The organism is Streptococcus oralis, from assembly GCF_021497885.1.
In the GTDB taxonomy this organism is placed as follows: Bacteria; Bacillota; Bacilli; order Lactobacillales; family Streptococcaceae; genus Streptococcus; species Streptococcus oralis_BQ.
This window is the reverse complement of the sequence record NZ_CP046523.1, coordinates 260,627-273,935: the sequence shown is the minus strand read 5'-3', so window position 1 is coordinate 273,935 and position 13,309 is coordinate 260,627. Positions and strand designations below refer to the sequence as shown.

General features: G+C 42.4%; 10 protein-coding genes. 2 read left to right on the top strand and 8 right to left on the bottom strand.

The annotated features are described in order from the left end of the window. Positions 1–118: 118 nt before the first annotated feature. A complete protein-coding gene (locus tag GOM48_RS01385) occupies positions 119–1,729 on the bottom strand; it encodes a glycoside hydrolase family 13 protein (RefSeq protein WP_235097890.1) in 1,611 nt (536 codons plus the stop codon). Positions 1,730–1,881: 152 nt separating this feature from the next. Here GOM48_RS01385 and GOM48_RS01380 point away from each other — a divergent pair, with 152 nt between their 5' ends. After that, on the top strand, positions 1,882–3,366 hold the full coding sequence (locus tag GOM48_RS01380; RefSeq protein WP_235097888.1) for a DUF1846 domain-containing protein: 1,485 nt from the start codon (positions 1,882–1,884) through the stop codon (positions 3,364–3,366). Positions 3,367–3,497: 131 nt separating this feature from the next. On the opposite strand, the gene GOM48_RS01375 is transcribed toward GOM48_RS01380, so the two are convergent. Genes GOM48_RS01375 through GOM48_RS01355 form a run of 5 tightly spaced genes read right to left on the bottom strand, consistent with a single transcriptional unit; the run spans position 3,498 to position 7,426 of the window. Further along, complete coding sequence (locus GOM48_RS01375; RefSeq protein WP_084947254.1) at positions 3,498–4,529, bottom strand: sensor histidine kinase; 1,032 nt, start codon at positions 4,527–4,529, stop codon at positions 3,498–3,500. Further along, entirely contained in the window at positions 4,496–5,194 is a 699-nt protein-coding gene (locus tag GOM48_RS01370; RefSeq protein ID WP_235097887.1) for a response regulator transcription factor, read from the bottom strand. The genes GOM48_RS01375 and GOM48_RS01370 overlap by 34 nt, the downstream gene beginning before the upstream one ends. A 12-nt stretch (positions 5,195–5,206) precedes the next feature. Continuing rightward, positions 5,207–5,929 (bottom strand): lantibiotic ABC transporter permease, encoded by a 723-nt coding sequence (locus GOM48_RS01365; RefSeq protein ID WP_235097885.1) that lies wholly within the window; start codon positions 5,927–5,929, stop codon positions 5,207–5,209. After that, positions 5,929–6,717, bottom strand: a complete 789-nt coding sequence (locus tag GOM48_RS01360; protein ID WP_235097883.1) for a lantibiotic ABC transporter permease — start codon at positions 6,715–6,717, stop codon at positions 5,929–5,931. Before GOM48_RS01360 ends, GOM48_RS01365 begins: the two co-directional genes overlap by 1 nt. A 1-nt stretch (position 6,718) precedes the next feature. Then, positions 6,719–7,426, bottom strand: a complete 708-nt coding sequence (locus tag GOM48_RS01355; RefSeq protein WP_235097881.1) for an ABC transporter ATP-binding protein — start codon at positions 7,424–7,426, stop codon at positions 6,719–6,721. 287 nt (positions 7,427–7,713) lie between these two features. Between GOM48_RS01355 and GOM48_RS01350 the strand changes: the two genes are divergently transcribed. After that, positions 7,714–8,196 carry an S-ribosylhomocysteine lyase gene (locus GOM48_RS01350; protein WP_125827416.1) on the top strand — a complete coding sequence of 161 codons (483 nt, stop codon included), beginning with the start codon at positions 7,714–7,716 and terminating at the stop codon, positions 8,194–8,196. 59 nt (positions 8,197–8,255) lie between these two features. On the opposite strand, the gene GOM48_RS01345 is transcribed toward GOM48_RS01350, so the two are convergent. Then, positions 8,256–10,361, bottom strand: a complete 2,106-nt coding sequence (locus GOM48_RS01345; RefSeq protein ID WP_235097879.1) for an ATP-dependent Clp protease ATP-binding subunit — start codon at positions 10,359–10,361, stop codon at positions 8,256–8,258. Positions 10,362–10,775: 414 nt separating this feature from the next. Continuing rightward, positions 10,776–13,091: a formate C-acetyltransferase gene (pflB, locus tag GOM48_RS01340; RefSeq protein ID WP_235098705.1), complete on the bottom strand. Its 2,316-nt coding sequence runs from the start codon at positions 13,089–13,091 to the stop codon at positions 10,776–10,778. Positions 13,092–13,309 lie beyond the last annotated feature (218 nt).

The window sequence follows — 13,309 nt, the reverse complement described above, 5'->3', positions numbered from 1 at the left end:
TAAAAGCAAGGACTTTCGCCAGATTTTTTAGAAAATTCTAACAAATATTTTTTTAAGATTTTTCTACACAATTTTTAGTAAAAAACCTCAAGCTTTTGAAACTTGAGGTTCTCTCATTTTAGTCAGTCATTTCCACACAGAAGGCATCCCATGGAGCCAAGGTCTGTTTCTCAAGCGCTTCTTGAGCCACAGTGTTTTCAATCAAGACAGATTTCACTTTTCCTTCTACTGAAAAATCTTGTTTTTCATTGGACAAATTAGCCACGACTAGGAAACGACGGTCTCCGTCCTTGCGGATATAGGCAAAGACCTTGTCAGCCGTATCAAGTAGTTCAAAGTCAGCTCGAATCAGCCAGCTATTTTCCTTACGGATCTGAACCAGCTTCTGATAGGTATAGAAAATAGAATCTGGATTTGCCAGTGCTTCTTGAACATTGATTGCTTGATAGTTCGGATTAACTGCCAACCAAGGTTGACCTGTTGAGAAACCAGCATTTTTGCTCTCGTCCCATTGCATTGGGGTACGAGCATTATCACGCCCGATGACACGGATGCTGTCCATGATTTCCTCTATAGAAACGCCTTTTTCAAGAGCTTCACGCGCATAGTTGAGAGATTCAATATCTTCTACTTGGTCCAGTGTTTCAAACGGATAGTTTGTCATCCCAATCTCTTCACCCTGGTAGATATAGGGGGTCCCTCTCATGAGATGAAGCAAAATCGCAAAGGCTTTAGCAGATTTTTCACGGTATTCTTGGTCATTTCCCCAGATAGAGACAATACGAGGGAGGTCATGATTGTTCCAGAAGAGAGAATTCCAGCCGTCCTCAACTCCTAACTCTGTCTGCCATTTGTTGAAGATTTCTTTTAACTTACTGATATTCAGCTCTTTTTGGTAATACCACTTAGGTTGCCCTTCCTGATACTGAAGACAGATGTGTTCAAACTGGAAGACCATAGACAATTCTTGTCCCTTTGGATCCGAGTAGAGCTTAGCAATCTCTGGCGTTGCTCCCCAGGTCTCTCCTACTGTCAAGAGATCTTTGTCGCCAAAGGTCGCCTGATTCATTTCCTTGAGATAGGGATGGAGCATGGGACCATTGTTCACTACCTTCTCGTCAGGAATTTTCCCAATCATGTCAATAACATCCATACGGAAACCGCCAATGCCTTTATCAATCCAGAAGTTCATCATCTCATAGATTTTCTGGCGCAGTTTTTCGTTCTCCCAGTTGAGATCGGGCTGTTTCTTGCTGAAAAAGTGGAGATAGTATTGCCCTGACTTTTCATCGTATTCCCAAGCAGAGCCACTAAAAATAGACTCCAAATCATTGGGCTCATCCCGCCAGATATAGTAGTCACGCTCAGGGCTGTCAGGATTTTCACAGGCCTCGACAAACCAGGCATGTTCATCTGAGGTATGATTGACCACCAAGTCCATGATAATACGGATATCACGCTTCTTAGCTTCTGCTATCAGCTCATCCATGTCCTCCATGGTTCCGAAAATAGCTGCAATCGCTTGATAATCAGCAATATCATAGCCGTTATCATCCATAGGACTGTCATAAACGGGAGAAAGCCAAATCGCTGTAATTCCTAACTTAGCTAGATAGTCTAACTTACTAGTAATTCCTGGCAAATCGCCAATTCCATCTCCGTTGCTGTCCATAAAGCTCTTAGGATAGACTTGATAGACTACGGCATTGTGCCACCATTTTTCTTGCATCTTCTTACCTCATTATTTTAATAATCTATAGTCTATGATAGCGCTTTTTAAAACTTAGTGCAAGCGTTTGCCTAATCTTTTTGATTTCTTTTTTGACTCCGTAGTTTCCTATCTTCAAATTTTTTATTATAATAGAGGTCAGAGGTAAAAAAATGAAAAAACAAGCTTTTAGTTCTGAACAATATTTGAATCTACAGCGCGACCACATTTTGGAGCGCATCAACCAATTTGACGGCAAGCTCTATTTGGAGTTTGGTGGCAAAATGTTAGAAGATTTTCACGCCGCTCGTGTGCTTCCTGGTTATGAGCCCGATAATAAAATCAAGCTCTTGCAGGAGTTGAAAGAGCAGGTTGAGGTTGTTATCGCCATTAATGCTAGCAACATCGAACATTCCAAAGCACGAGGTGACTTAGGCATTTCCTATGACCAAGAAGTCCTCCGTTTGATTGACAAATTCAATGAGCTGGGAATTTTTGTTGGCTCAGTTGTCATCACACAGTACGCTGGACAACCCGCTGCAGATGCCTTCCGCAACCAGTTAGATAAAAACGGGATTGATTCTTATCTTCATTATCCAATCAAAGGATATCCGACTGATATGGATCACATCATTTCTCCTGAAGGTATGGGGAAAAACGACTACATCAAAACCAGTCGCAACTTGATCGTCGTAACTGCTCCTGGACCTGGTTCTGGAAAATTGGCTACTTGTATGTCAAACATGTACCACGACCAAATCAATGGTATCAAGTCTGGCTACGCTAAGTTTGAAACCTTCCCAGTCTGGAACCTTCCCCTTCATCATCCTGTTAACTTGGCCTATGAGGCTGCCACAGCAGACCTTGACGATGTTAACATGATTGACCCCTTCCATCTCCAAACCTACGGAGAAACAACGGTCAACTACAACCGTGATATCGAAATTTTCCCAGTGCTCAAACGTATGTTGGAACGCATTCTCGGTGAATCTCCATACGCTTCACCGACAGACATGGGTGTCAACATGGTTGGTTTTGCTATTACAGATAATGAGGCTGCTATCGAAGCTTCAAAACAAGAAATCATTCGCCGTTACTATCAAACAGTTCTTGACTTCAAGGCTGAAAAAGTTGGCGAATCTGCTGTCAAGAAAATCGAGTTGCTCATGAACGACCTCGGTATCACACCTGCAGACCGTAAGGTTGCTGTCGCTGCACGTCAAAAAGCAGAAGAAACTGGTGGCCCTGCCCTAGCCCTTGAATTGCCAAATGGGGAAATCGTAACTGGTAAAAACTCAGAGCTCTTTGGCCCTACAGCCGCTGCCTTGATCAATGCGATTAAGAAATCTGCTGACATTGCTAAGGAAGTGAAATTGATTGAGCCTGAAGTTGTCAAACCAATTCAAGGCCTCAAGATTAACCATCTAGGCAGTCGCAATCCTCGCCTCCACTCAAATGAGATTTTGATTGCACTTGCAATCACGGCTATGGAAAACCCTGATGCTGCGCGCGCAATGAAGGAACTTGGTAACCTCAAAGGAAGCGAAGCTCACTCAACCATCATCTTGACCGATGAAGACAAGAATGTCCTTCGCAAACTAGGTATCAACGTTACCTTCGACCCTTACTACCAATACGATCGCTTGTATCGGAAATAATTAAACGAGGCTGGATAAAACTCAATTTGGGTAAAATCCAGTAAATCTTTACATGATAAAAGATAAAACGCATAATATCAAGGCTTTTGAACACTTGATATTATGCGTTTTTATGTTTTTTTCATCCTCATTTATTTCAATGAAATTGCCAACTCAACACAGGCTCCTCCTTGGTCTGGATTGAGCAGGGTCAGACGACCACCGTGCAAGAGAGCTACCTGCTTAGAAAAGGCTAAGCCGATGCCGTGATGGGGATTAGCTGAATTGCGGCTTTGATCACTCTGGTAGAAGAGCTGTTCCGCTCCTAGCAGCATCTCCTCTGAAAATGAAGGACCATTGTTCCAGATAGCAAAAACCAACTGGTCCTGCTGTACTGATACCGCCAGCTTCACTTCCTTTTGGCCCTGGTCAGCATGTTCAAGCGCATTCAGTAAAATATTGAGCAAAGCTCGTTTGAGATAGTCCAAATGAATGGACAAAATCAGACTAAGATCACAATCTTCTTGGAGATAAAAACGATAGCTTTCCTGTTTGCTGAACAGTGCCCAGTCGTCCTGTAGATCAGCCAAAAAGTCCCCTAAGGAAAGTTGACTGAACTGATTAGCATCAATCTGAAAAGTCTTAGCATAATCAATCAAAGAGCCACAATACTCTTCCATCTTGTGACTAGCCTGCAAAATCTCAACAGCATAGTCTGCCTGTGGCTGGTCCAACTGCGCCAATTCCAAGAGCTCAGCATTCCCCTTAATCACAGTTAGGGGCGTCTTCAAATCGTGCGATGTCGCTGATAGCTGTAAAATCAACTCCTGATTATGCTGCTGCTCTCTTTCTAGAAGACGAGCATTTTCTTGATGGCTGCTTCGTAAATCGCTATAAACTTCTAGCATTTCCTCGATCCGAAAAAGCTGGCTTTGATTTTCTTCTAAAAGCTTCTCGCTCCTTAGCATTTTTATTTCCCTGTCGATTTTTCGGAGTAATTTCAAAATATGATAAAAAGTAATCAGCAGCAAGCTCCCTGCCCAGAAGAACAAAGTGAAAAGGGCATAATCGCTGCCTTGTGTAAATTCATAGCCGATAAGCACAAAAATCAAAACATGAAAAAAGACGATTTTTAAACTGGTTGTCCAGACTAAGCTTTTGAAATTTCGGGTTCTAATTGCCATCTATAGCCTACTCCTCTCACTGTTGCGATTGCTTGCAGCTCTTCTTGTTTACATTTTTGACGAATCTGATATACATATTCTGAGATGGAGCGAAGCTGTGTTTCTGAGCTTTCTGGATAAAGCAAGGTATGCAAGCGTTCAGCTGAAAAGGTCTGCTTGGGATTGCTAGCTAGTAAATGTAGCAACTTAAACTCTCGCTCTGAAAATTTCAAGACTTTACCAAAACAGGCAACTTCATAGCGCTCTGGATAAAATTGGCAAGAAGCAATTTCAGAATAGCGCTCCTCCCGTCTTTCCTCCCGCCGAAGATGAGCTCTGACACGCGCCAGCAATTCTTTGGTCCCAAAAGGTTTGACAATATAGTCATCTGCTCCGCGAAAGAGCCCCTCCACTTTGTCAGCCTCCAATTCCTTAGCCGTCAGAAATATGATTGGGCAAGAAAGATGCGGACGAATGTAGGAACACAGCTCAAAACCATTTACAGGCTCCATCATCACATCCAGCAGAATCAAGTCATATCCGACAAAATGCGTCAGCTCTAGCTCTTCTATCTGATCAAGCGTCGTCACATCATAAGCATCAAGCTCTAGGACGTTTTTCACCAGCTTCAAAATGCTTTGGTCGTCATCAACCACCAAAATACGATACTGTCTCATAATTTCCATTATAGCATACCTCTAGCGAACATCTCGTTTCAAGGTTAAGAATATAGCAGAGCTCCAAACCAAAGCTAACCATAACAGCTGTGTTCCCAGCCCTGATAGATCTATTGAATGCTGAAGCCCTTCATACTCAAAAAGATTTAGCGTAGCCAGATCGGGCAGGTATTTTGCTTCCTGGATAAAAGTTGCCAATAAACGGCTGAGTCCAATCAGGAGAGGAAAGAGCACCGACATCGGCACAACCCAAGATTGAAAGAGCAAAGCGAGTCCAGCAGCTAAAAAAGCCAGAAAGAGATTGCTGAGAAGACCAAAAGAGCTGTAATAGAGGAATTCCCCCAGTAAGGACCAGCTGAAGGCTAGGTCAAAACGAGCCAGCATAACAAGGAAACAACTGCCTATCACGACACTGTAGAGAGCCAAGAGCAGCAAGGCCAGAAAAAGGCTTTTCCCAGCCAACCAAGCCTTTCTATTTGATACGGTTAGAAAATTCGTTCGCATCCCTGACTTGACAAACTCCTGGGCAAAATAGAGGGAAGTAAAGATGACGATGACAGGCTGCGCCAGATAGAGGGCATGCAAAGCCTCGCTCAGAGCATTCGTCTGGCCAACTGCTGTCTGACTGTAGTCAAGATTCATCAGAAAAAAAGGAACGACTACCAGAGCCACCAAGGCGGCACCAAGAGCGAGATAGTAAGAACGGAACTTAATCCATTCGCTTCTAAGTAGAGCTTTTATCATCAGTATCGCCCTCCTAAATCCGTCTTCAAAAAGCGCAGAGAGGTAATACCGCCGATGACTAGTAACCATGCACCAAGTATCAACAGTCCTTGTGAGGGATTGTTGGCATATTGGGAAGTTGGCGTTGCAGCAAACAACTCTCCTGCTGGCTGTGGCAAATAAGCCCCCCAACTCGTGTGAGCTGTCAGGTAGTTTCCCAGATTGTAGATCTGGGGTACGAGAAAAAGCAGAGGAACTAGCATGGTCCGAGCCAATAAACCTAATAAAAATGAAAGGATTCCTAATAAGGTTAGAGATAAGTTTTTCCACAAAAGCAGACTCCAAGCAGCCTGATTGAGCAGAATCGGATTAAGCCCTTCCTTTCCTAAAGCCAGATGCATGACCATATAACTAAAGTAAATCGATAAAAAGCTAGTGGCAAGAGAAAAACACGTGAAGGTCATGAGTTTCCCCACAAGCAACTTCAGGCGGTTATTACAGGTCAAAAGACTGGTTCTCAAGCTATGAGACTGAAATTCCATAGCTCCCAAAATTCCAGCTAAAATGACCAAAACCATGCCCGCCATAGAAGCTCCATTGAGGCCTAGATATTCCAGCGGGTCAATGGCTTCTGCCAGACCGGGAACCGTCTTAGGGGTGGCATCCAAGCCAATAGACAAATACTGTCGCCCCTCCAGCCAGGATACAGCAGGCACCAATAGCAGCATGAAGGCCATACTCACTCTGAAAGCCTTGGTTGAGCGAATTTTCAACCATTCTGAATGCAATAAGGACATCGTTTCTTTCATCTTAAACCTCCTCTGTCAAATCAAAGAAGAGATCTTCTAGACTGTCTGAATCTTGCAGTACCTCTTCCAATTGTCCCTGCTCAATAATTCGCCCATGATGAATCAAGACTACATCATCTGTCACCATTTGCACCTCTGATAGGATATGAGAAGATAGAAGTACCGTTTTCCCTAAATCAGCCTGCTGACGGATGAACTTTCTAAACCACTTAATCCCACTTGGATCCAGTCCATTGGTCGGCTCATCTAATATAAGAAACTGAGGATCACCCAGCAAAGCTGCAGCCAAACCCAAGCGTTGACCTTCCCCCAGAGACAGGCTTGACAAGAGGTCCTTCCTCTTATGAGCAATTCCAGTCATCTCCAATACCTCATCAATCCGAAACTTAGGAATAGCATTACTCGCCGCAATAATCCTCAAGTGGTCATAGACCTTACGATTTGGCAAACCGCCAATGCCGTCAAAGGCTGCACCTACCGTTCTGAGCGGATAAGTCATTGACTGATAGATTTGCCCATCAAAAGTCGCCGTCCCTTCTGTCGCCCGATCTAACCCCAAGAGAATCCTCAAGGTCGAACTTTTCCCTGCACCATTTGGACCCAGAAAAGCTGTAATCCGACCGCTTCTAGCTGTAAAAGAAATATCTTCTAAAATCTGCTTACTGCCATGCTTTTTGCAGACTCCTTCTATTTTCACCATATGTTTCATACTGAACTCCTTTATCTTTATTTTCTCCAGTATATCCAATCTAGTTCAGAATTAGTTCAGAGATTAAACAGAAATTTCAGAAAAAGTTGATCCACTTTTCAAAAGTCGCTCTAGCTTCATTAGAAAGAACTCAGTTTTTCTTTTCCTTTACTCCATTCTTTCTTTATAATTCTGAGGTTTATGTATGGAGACTTTGTTATAACGCTAGTCTCAAAAAGTCATTTATCAAACTCCATCAAGGGCAGGCTTTATGATATAATGAAAGAAGAAAACTGAAAGGAACGACCATGTCAAAAGAAGTTATTGTTGAAAGTTTTGAACTTGACCACACCATTGTTAAAGCACCCTATGTTCGCTTGATTGGGGAAGAGATAGGGCCAAAGGGAGACGTCATCTCCAACTATGATATTCGCTTGGTACAACCAAATGAAGATTCTATCCCTACTGCTGGGCTTCATACTATCGAACACCTCTTGGCCAAACTCATCCGCACCCGCATTGACGGCATGATTGACTGTTCGCCATTTGGTTGCCGCACAGGCTTCCACATGATTATGTGGGGACGTCACACCAGCGCTGAGATTGCAGCTGTTATCAAGGATTCGCTCAAGGAAATCGCTGAGACTACTACTTGGGAAGATGTCCCTGGAACAACCATTGAATCTTGCGGAAACTACAAGGACCACAGCCTCTTTTCAGCTAAAGAATGGGCGAAACTCATCCTAGAACAAGGAATCTCAGATGATGCCTTTGAACGCCATGTCATCTAAACACAAAAGGAACCAGCTTTTTAGCTAGTTCCTTCTTTTTTTATTCTCAAAATCTTGAGTTAGGCTTTTTCACGAATAACTAAAACACCATCTTCCATATCTGCTTCTAGGTGTTTGGCATCTAGGTGATCCAAGTGGAAGTCTGTCACCTTATCACGAATTTGTTGTTCAACCACACGACGGAGAGGACGAACACCCATGACTTCATCATAGCCTTCTTCTGTGATAAAGTCCTTAGCTGCTTGGCTGACTTCCAAATCAATGTCTTTCTTAGCCAAGGTTTGGTTGACTTCAGCCAACATCAAGTCCACAATCTTAGAAAGGTCTTCCTTATTCAGGTGTGAGAACTCAATAACTGCGTTAAAGCGGTTGAGGAATTCTGGACGGAAGTATGGTTTCAAACGATCCATCAACTCTGGTTTGTCCGCATCTTCTGTCAAGTTAGCTTCATAGCCAAATCCAGCATTTGATGTCGCGATAATGACAGTATTTTTAAAGTTAACGGTATTTCCTTGACCATCAGTTAAACGACCGTCATCCAAGACTTGGAGGAGAAGGGTGATTACTTGAGGATCAGCCTTTTCAATTTCGTCCAAGAGAATGATAGAGTATGGATTGCGACGAACACGTTCTGTCAAGGTATTGCTATTGTCATCATACCCCACATAACCTGCTGTTGTACCGATCAACTTAGATACAGCTGTGCGGTCACTGTATTCAGACATATCCAAACGAATGATAGCATCCTTAGTTCCAAACATATCCAGTGCCAATTGCTTAGCAAGCTCGGTCTTACCAACCCCAGTTGGGCCTACAAAGAGGAAGCTACCGATTGGGCGATTGCCTTCATCAAAACCAGCACGGTTACGACGGATAGCACGAGCTACTGCTTCAACCGCCTTATCTTGGCCGATTACCTTGTGTTCCAAGCGATGAGCCATATCTTTCAAACGTTCGATGTCTGACGCTCCCATTTGTGACACTGGAATACCTGTCATTCGTTCCACAGATTCAGCCACATCGTTGATGCTTGCAGTCACTTTCATGTCTTCTGTGTGGTTTTCGACTTTTTTCTCTAATTCTGCAATACGTGTTTTAGCATTGAGAGCTGCTTCAAAGTCTTCTGCCTCAACTGCTTTTTCTTGCTTGTCTTTTTCTGCCTCGATTTCACGTTCAACAGCATGAACATCTGTTACAGGATGTTGAGCTGCCAAGTGAGCTGCCGTTACATCGACAAGGTCAATAGCCTTATCTGGCAAGCTGCGTTGAGGAATGTATTGGACAGAATAATCCACTGCTGCTTTCAAAACTTCGTCTGGCAAGATGACATTGTGGTGTTGTTGATAGAGGTCACGAATCCCTTGAAGGATTTTAAAGGTATCCTCTGCCGAAGGAGCATTGACCTTCACCTCGTTGAAACGACGAGCAAGAGCTGCATTTTTCAAGATGGTGTTACGGTATTCATCTTGAGTTGTCGCTCCAATAACAGTCAACTCACCACGAGAGAGAGCTGGTTTGAGAATATCCGCAAGCCCTTTAGAACCACTGTCTCCACCAGTGCTACCAGCTCCGAGAATTTGGTGAATTTCATCAAAGAAGAGGATAATATTTCCTGCTTCTTTCACTTCGTTAACTAGATTTTGCACATTTTCTTCAAAGCTACCACGGTATTGAGTACCAGCCTCGAGACCTGAGATATCAATGGAAATAATTTCCTTATTCTTAATAGCAGCTGGAACATCTCCGTTCACAATGGCTTGCGCTAGGCCTTCGACAACTGCTGTCTTACCAACACCTGCATCTCCTACCAGAACAGGATTGTTCTTGGTACGACGTGAGAGGATTTCAGATGTTTCTTGAATTTCCTTGTTTCGTCCGATTACAGGATCCAACTTGCCCTCACGAGCTTCCGCTGTCAAGTTACGACCTAGTTTAGCAAGGACACCGTCTTGTTTCATACCTGAAGCATGTTGTTGCATTTGCGCATCAGATTCTGCATTTCCTGGTAATTTCCCAGTTGCACGATAGTGAGCAAATTCCTCAGGTGTCACTTCGCGTCCATTAATCAAGTAGCGACGGTTCTCAGAACTGTATCCTCGCATACCACCCATCAATTGGTTAAATAAATCATCCATGTTGTTAAAGTTATTAAAGTTGTTGTTCATATTTTTTACCTCGTTTAATATTGATTAATATTGATTATTTGCGATCTCTGATATTGAATCTCTGATATTGACTATCTTTGACCTTTGTTTTAAAAAATTTAGACTAGCTAGCTTGCTACTCTACGTATAATTTCTGGTTTTTCTTTTTTAAATAAGCCTTTTATCATATTCTTTTCAAAGTCTGTTAGATTAAACATAGGCCTCACCCCTTTCTTGGGACTCTATACCTCATTCTCAAAGACTAATTCGTTGAAAGTGAGCTTTTTAAGGAATTCATTTTCCTTATGTTTCTACTATATCACATTGGTCAGTAAAAGTCAATAACTTTTTTGACCAAATTTGACTATTTTTAAAGAATTTTTATAGTAAAAAGCCAGTCATATCGACTGGCTTTATTTCTATTCTAATTGAATATTAGCTCAATGCATCATCCATTGAAAGAACTTCGTGGAAGACACGTTGTGTCAATTCAGTTTTTTGTTCTGGAGTGAGGTATTTAGTGTTTACACAGTATCCTGAGATACGAACGATGACATCTTCGCCATTCATAATCTTGTCATAAACATCTTTCAAGTCCATAACGTTCAAGTTACAGTGTTGTCCACCGTTTTCGAAGTAACCATCAAGGATTGTTACCAAGTTATCAACTTGTTCGTCACGAGTCTTACCAAGAGCACGTGGTGATACTTGAGTTGTCAATGAGATACCGTCAGCTGCATAGCTGAAGTCAAGACTCGCAAGTGAGTTCAAGTTTTGCAACCATCCACCTTTAGCTTTGTTAGATGGGTTAGCACCTGGTGAGAAGAATTCAAGTTTAGACAAGTTTACAGAACCATCTTCGTTGAGGTATACACCTTTGTGGACTGGTGAGTTACCAGTTTGTTTAGAGTAAGCAACGTTAGATGTGATGGTCAAAAGTGATACTGTAGCTTCTGCGTCTTTGTAAAGTTTGTGGCTACGTAGACGAGTTGTATAAGCTTCAATCAACCATTCTGCCAATTCGTTTGAACGCGGGTCATCTTCACCCCAACGTGGGTATTCACCGATTGTTTCGTAATCGTAGATGTAGCCATCTTCATCACGGATTGGTTTAACGGTAGCGTATTTAATCGCTGACAATGTATCAACAGTGTTAGCAAATCCACAGATACCGAATCCCATGTTGGCACGTTGTTTCGTTGGCAAGAAGGCCATTTGAACAGCTTCGTAGTTGTACTTGTCAGTCATGTAGTGGATGATGTTCAAAGCATCTACGTAAGTGTCAGTCAACCAGTCAAGAGATTTTTCAAAGTTCGCTTTAACTGATTCGAATTCAAGAACTTCGTCACGGATAGGATTGATGTCAAATACTTTGTAGTCTTTATGAACATCGTCGTAACCACCGTTCAAACCAGTAAGAAGGGCTTTCAAAACGTTTACACGAGCACCGAAGTACTGGATGTTGTGGCGTTGATCTTCGTTTTCTGGGTCAAGTGGTGACACACAGCATGAGATACAGCTCATTTCACCGTATCCGTCTTTAGCCATTGTTGTTACACCTTCGTATTGGATAGAAGAGTGTTTGTGGCTCATATGCATACAATAGCGACGGAAGTTGTATGGCAATTTGTCAGTCCAAAGAACTGTCAAGTTTGGCTCTGGAGAGTTACCGATGTTGTCAAGTGTGTTCAAGAAACGGTAGTCCATCTTAGTAACACGGTGACGACCGTCGTTACCCATACCAGCCATAGAAGTTGTGATGAAGGTTGGGTCACCTGAGTACAATTGGTCATAAGCTTTTGTACGAGCAAATTTAACTGTACGAAGTTTCATAACGAAATCATCAACGAACTCTTGGATTTCTGATTCGGTAAATGTACCACGAGCAAGGTCACGTTCTGCAAAGATATCCAATACGATTGGCACACGTCCTAGAGATGTAGCAGCACCGTTGATAACACGGCAGACAGCCATGAAGGCGATGTTAACCCATTGGATTGCTTCTTTCGTGTTCATCGCTGGTTTGCGGACATCAACTCCGTAAAGGTCACCCAAGCGAACAACTTGTTGCAAAGCTTGGTATTGAAGGTTTACTTCTTCACGAAGACGGATTGTTTCTTCGTCAATTTCTTTAATTGCATTCCAGTCGTTGACTTTTTCTTGCATCAAGTAGTCTGCACCGTAAAGAGCAAGACGTGCGTAAACACCGATGATACGTCCACGTGAGTAGGCATCTGGAAGACCAGTTACAGTGTGAGCGTGACGAGCGCGACGGATGTTTGAAGTGTAGGCACGGAAGATACCATCGTTAACTGTTGTTACGTATTTAGTAAAGATTTCGTGAACAGCTGGATCTGGTTCGTATCCATTTTCTTTCAAAGTAGTTTCAGCCATACGGATACCACCTTTTGGCATGAAGTTCAATTTGAAGAGTTCATCGTTTTGGATACCAAAGATCAATTCGTTTTCTTTGTCGATAAATCCAGCAGGAATATCAGCAATAGATGTTGGACGAGTGTCCATTGGGAAACGAGTTTCTTCGTAGTGTGCTTTTGTTTCTTCTACGATTTTTTTGATGTGAAGTGAACGTTCTGTTGGTCCAGCAAGGAAACTTTCATCTCCATCATAAGGTGTGTAGTTAGCTTGAACGAAGCGAGAAATACTTGCTTTTTCTTTCCAATCTACGCCTTTGAAGCCTTCCCAAGCTTTATCAAAAATATCTTGTGCTTCAACAACTGTCTTAACAACCATGTTAATGTCCTCATTTTTCTTTCTAGCAACAGTCATCTGTTACATTCATGAGACCAGTATACCATACAGTAACCGATTTCAACAAGCGAAAAAAGGCTTTTTTATCACTTTCTTTTCTAATACAGTCCGTTTATCGGTACGATCTGTATTATATATTTGAAAGAATGAGTACTCTTTTCCATTTTTTCAGAAAAAAAGGTATAATGAATAAAAAATGA

Excerpts from the sequence above, each read along its gene's own strand:
- GOM48_RS01385 (WP_235097890.1), bottom strand. The coding sequence starts at position 1,729 with ATGCAAGAAAAATGGTGGCACAATGCCGTAGTCTATCAAGTCTATCCT.
- GOM48_RS01380 (WP_235097888.1), top strand. The coding sequence starts at position 1,882 with ATGAAAAAACAAGCTTTTAGTTCTGAACAATATTTGAATCTACAGCGC.
- GOM48_RS01375 (WP_084947254.1), bottom strand. The coding sequence starts at position 4,529 with ATGGCAATTAGAACCCGAAATTTCAAAAGCTTAGTCTGGACAACCAGT.
- GOM48_RS01370 (WP_235097887.1), bottom strand. The coding sequence starts at position 5,194 with ATGGAAATTATGAGACAGTATCGTATTTTGGTGGTTGATGACGACCAA.
- GOM48_RS01365 (WP_235097885.1), bottom strand. The coding sequence starts at position 5,929 with ATGATAAAAGCTCTACTTAGAAGCGAATGGATTAAGTTCCGTTCTTAC.
- GOM48_RS01360 (WP_235097883.1), bottom strand. The coding sequence starts at position 6,717 with ATGAAAGAAACGATGTCCTTATTGCATTCAGAATGGTTGAAAATTCGC.
- GOM48_RS01355 (WP_235097881.1), bottom strand. The coding sequence starts at position 7,426 with ATGAAACATATGGTGAAAATAGAAGGAGTCTGCAAAAAGCATGGCAGT.
- GOM48_RS01350 (WP_125827416.1), top strand. The coding sequence starts at position 7,714 with ATGTCAAAAGAAGTTATTGTTGAAAGTTTTGAACTTGACCACACCATT.
- GOM48_RS01345 (WP_235097879.1), bottom strand. The coding sequence starts at position 10,361 with ATGAACAACAACTTTAATAACTTTAACAACATGGATGATTTATTTAAC.
- pflB (WP_235098705.1), bottom strand. The coding sequence starts at position 13,091 with ATGGTTGTTAAGACAGTTGTTGAAGCACAAGATATTTTTGATAAAGCT.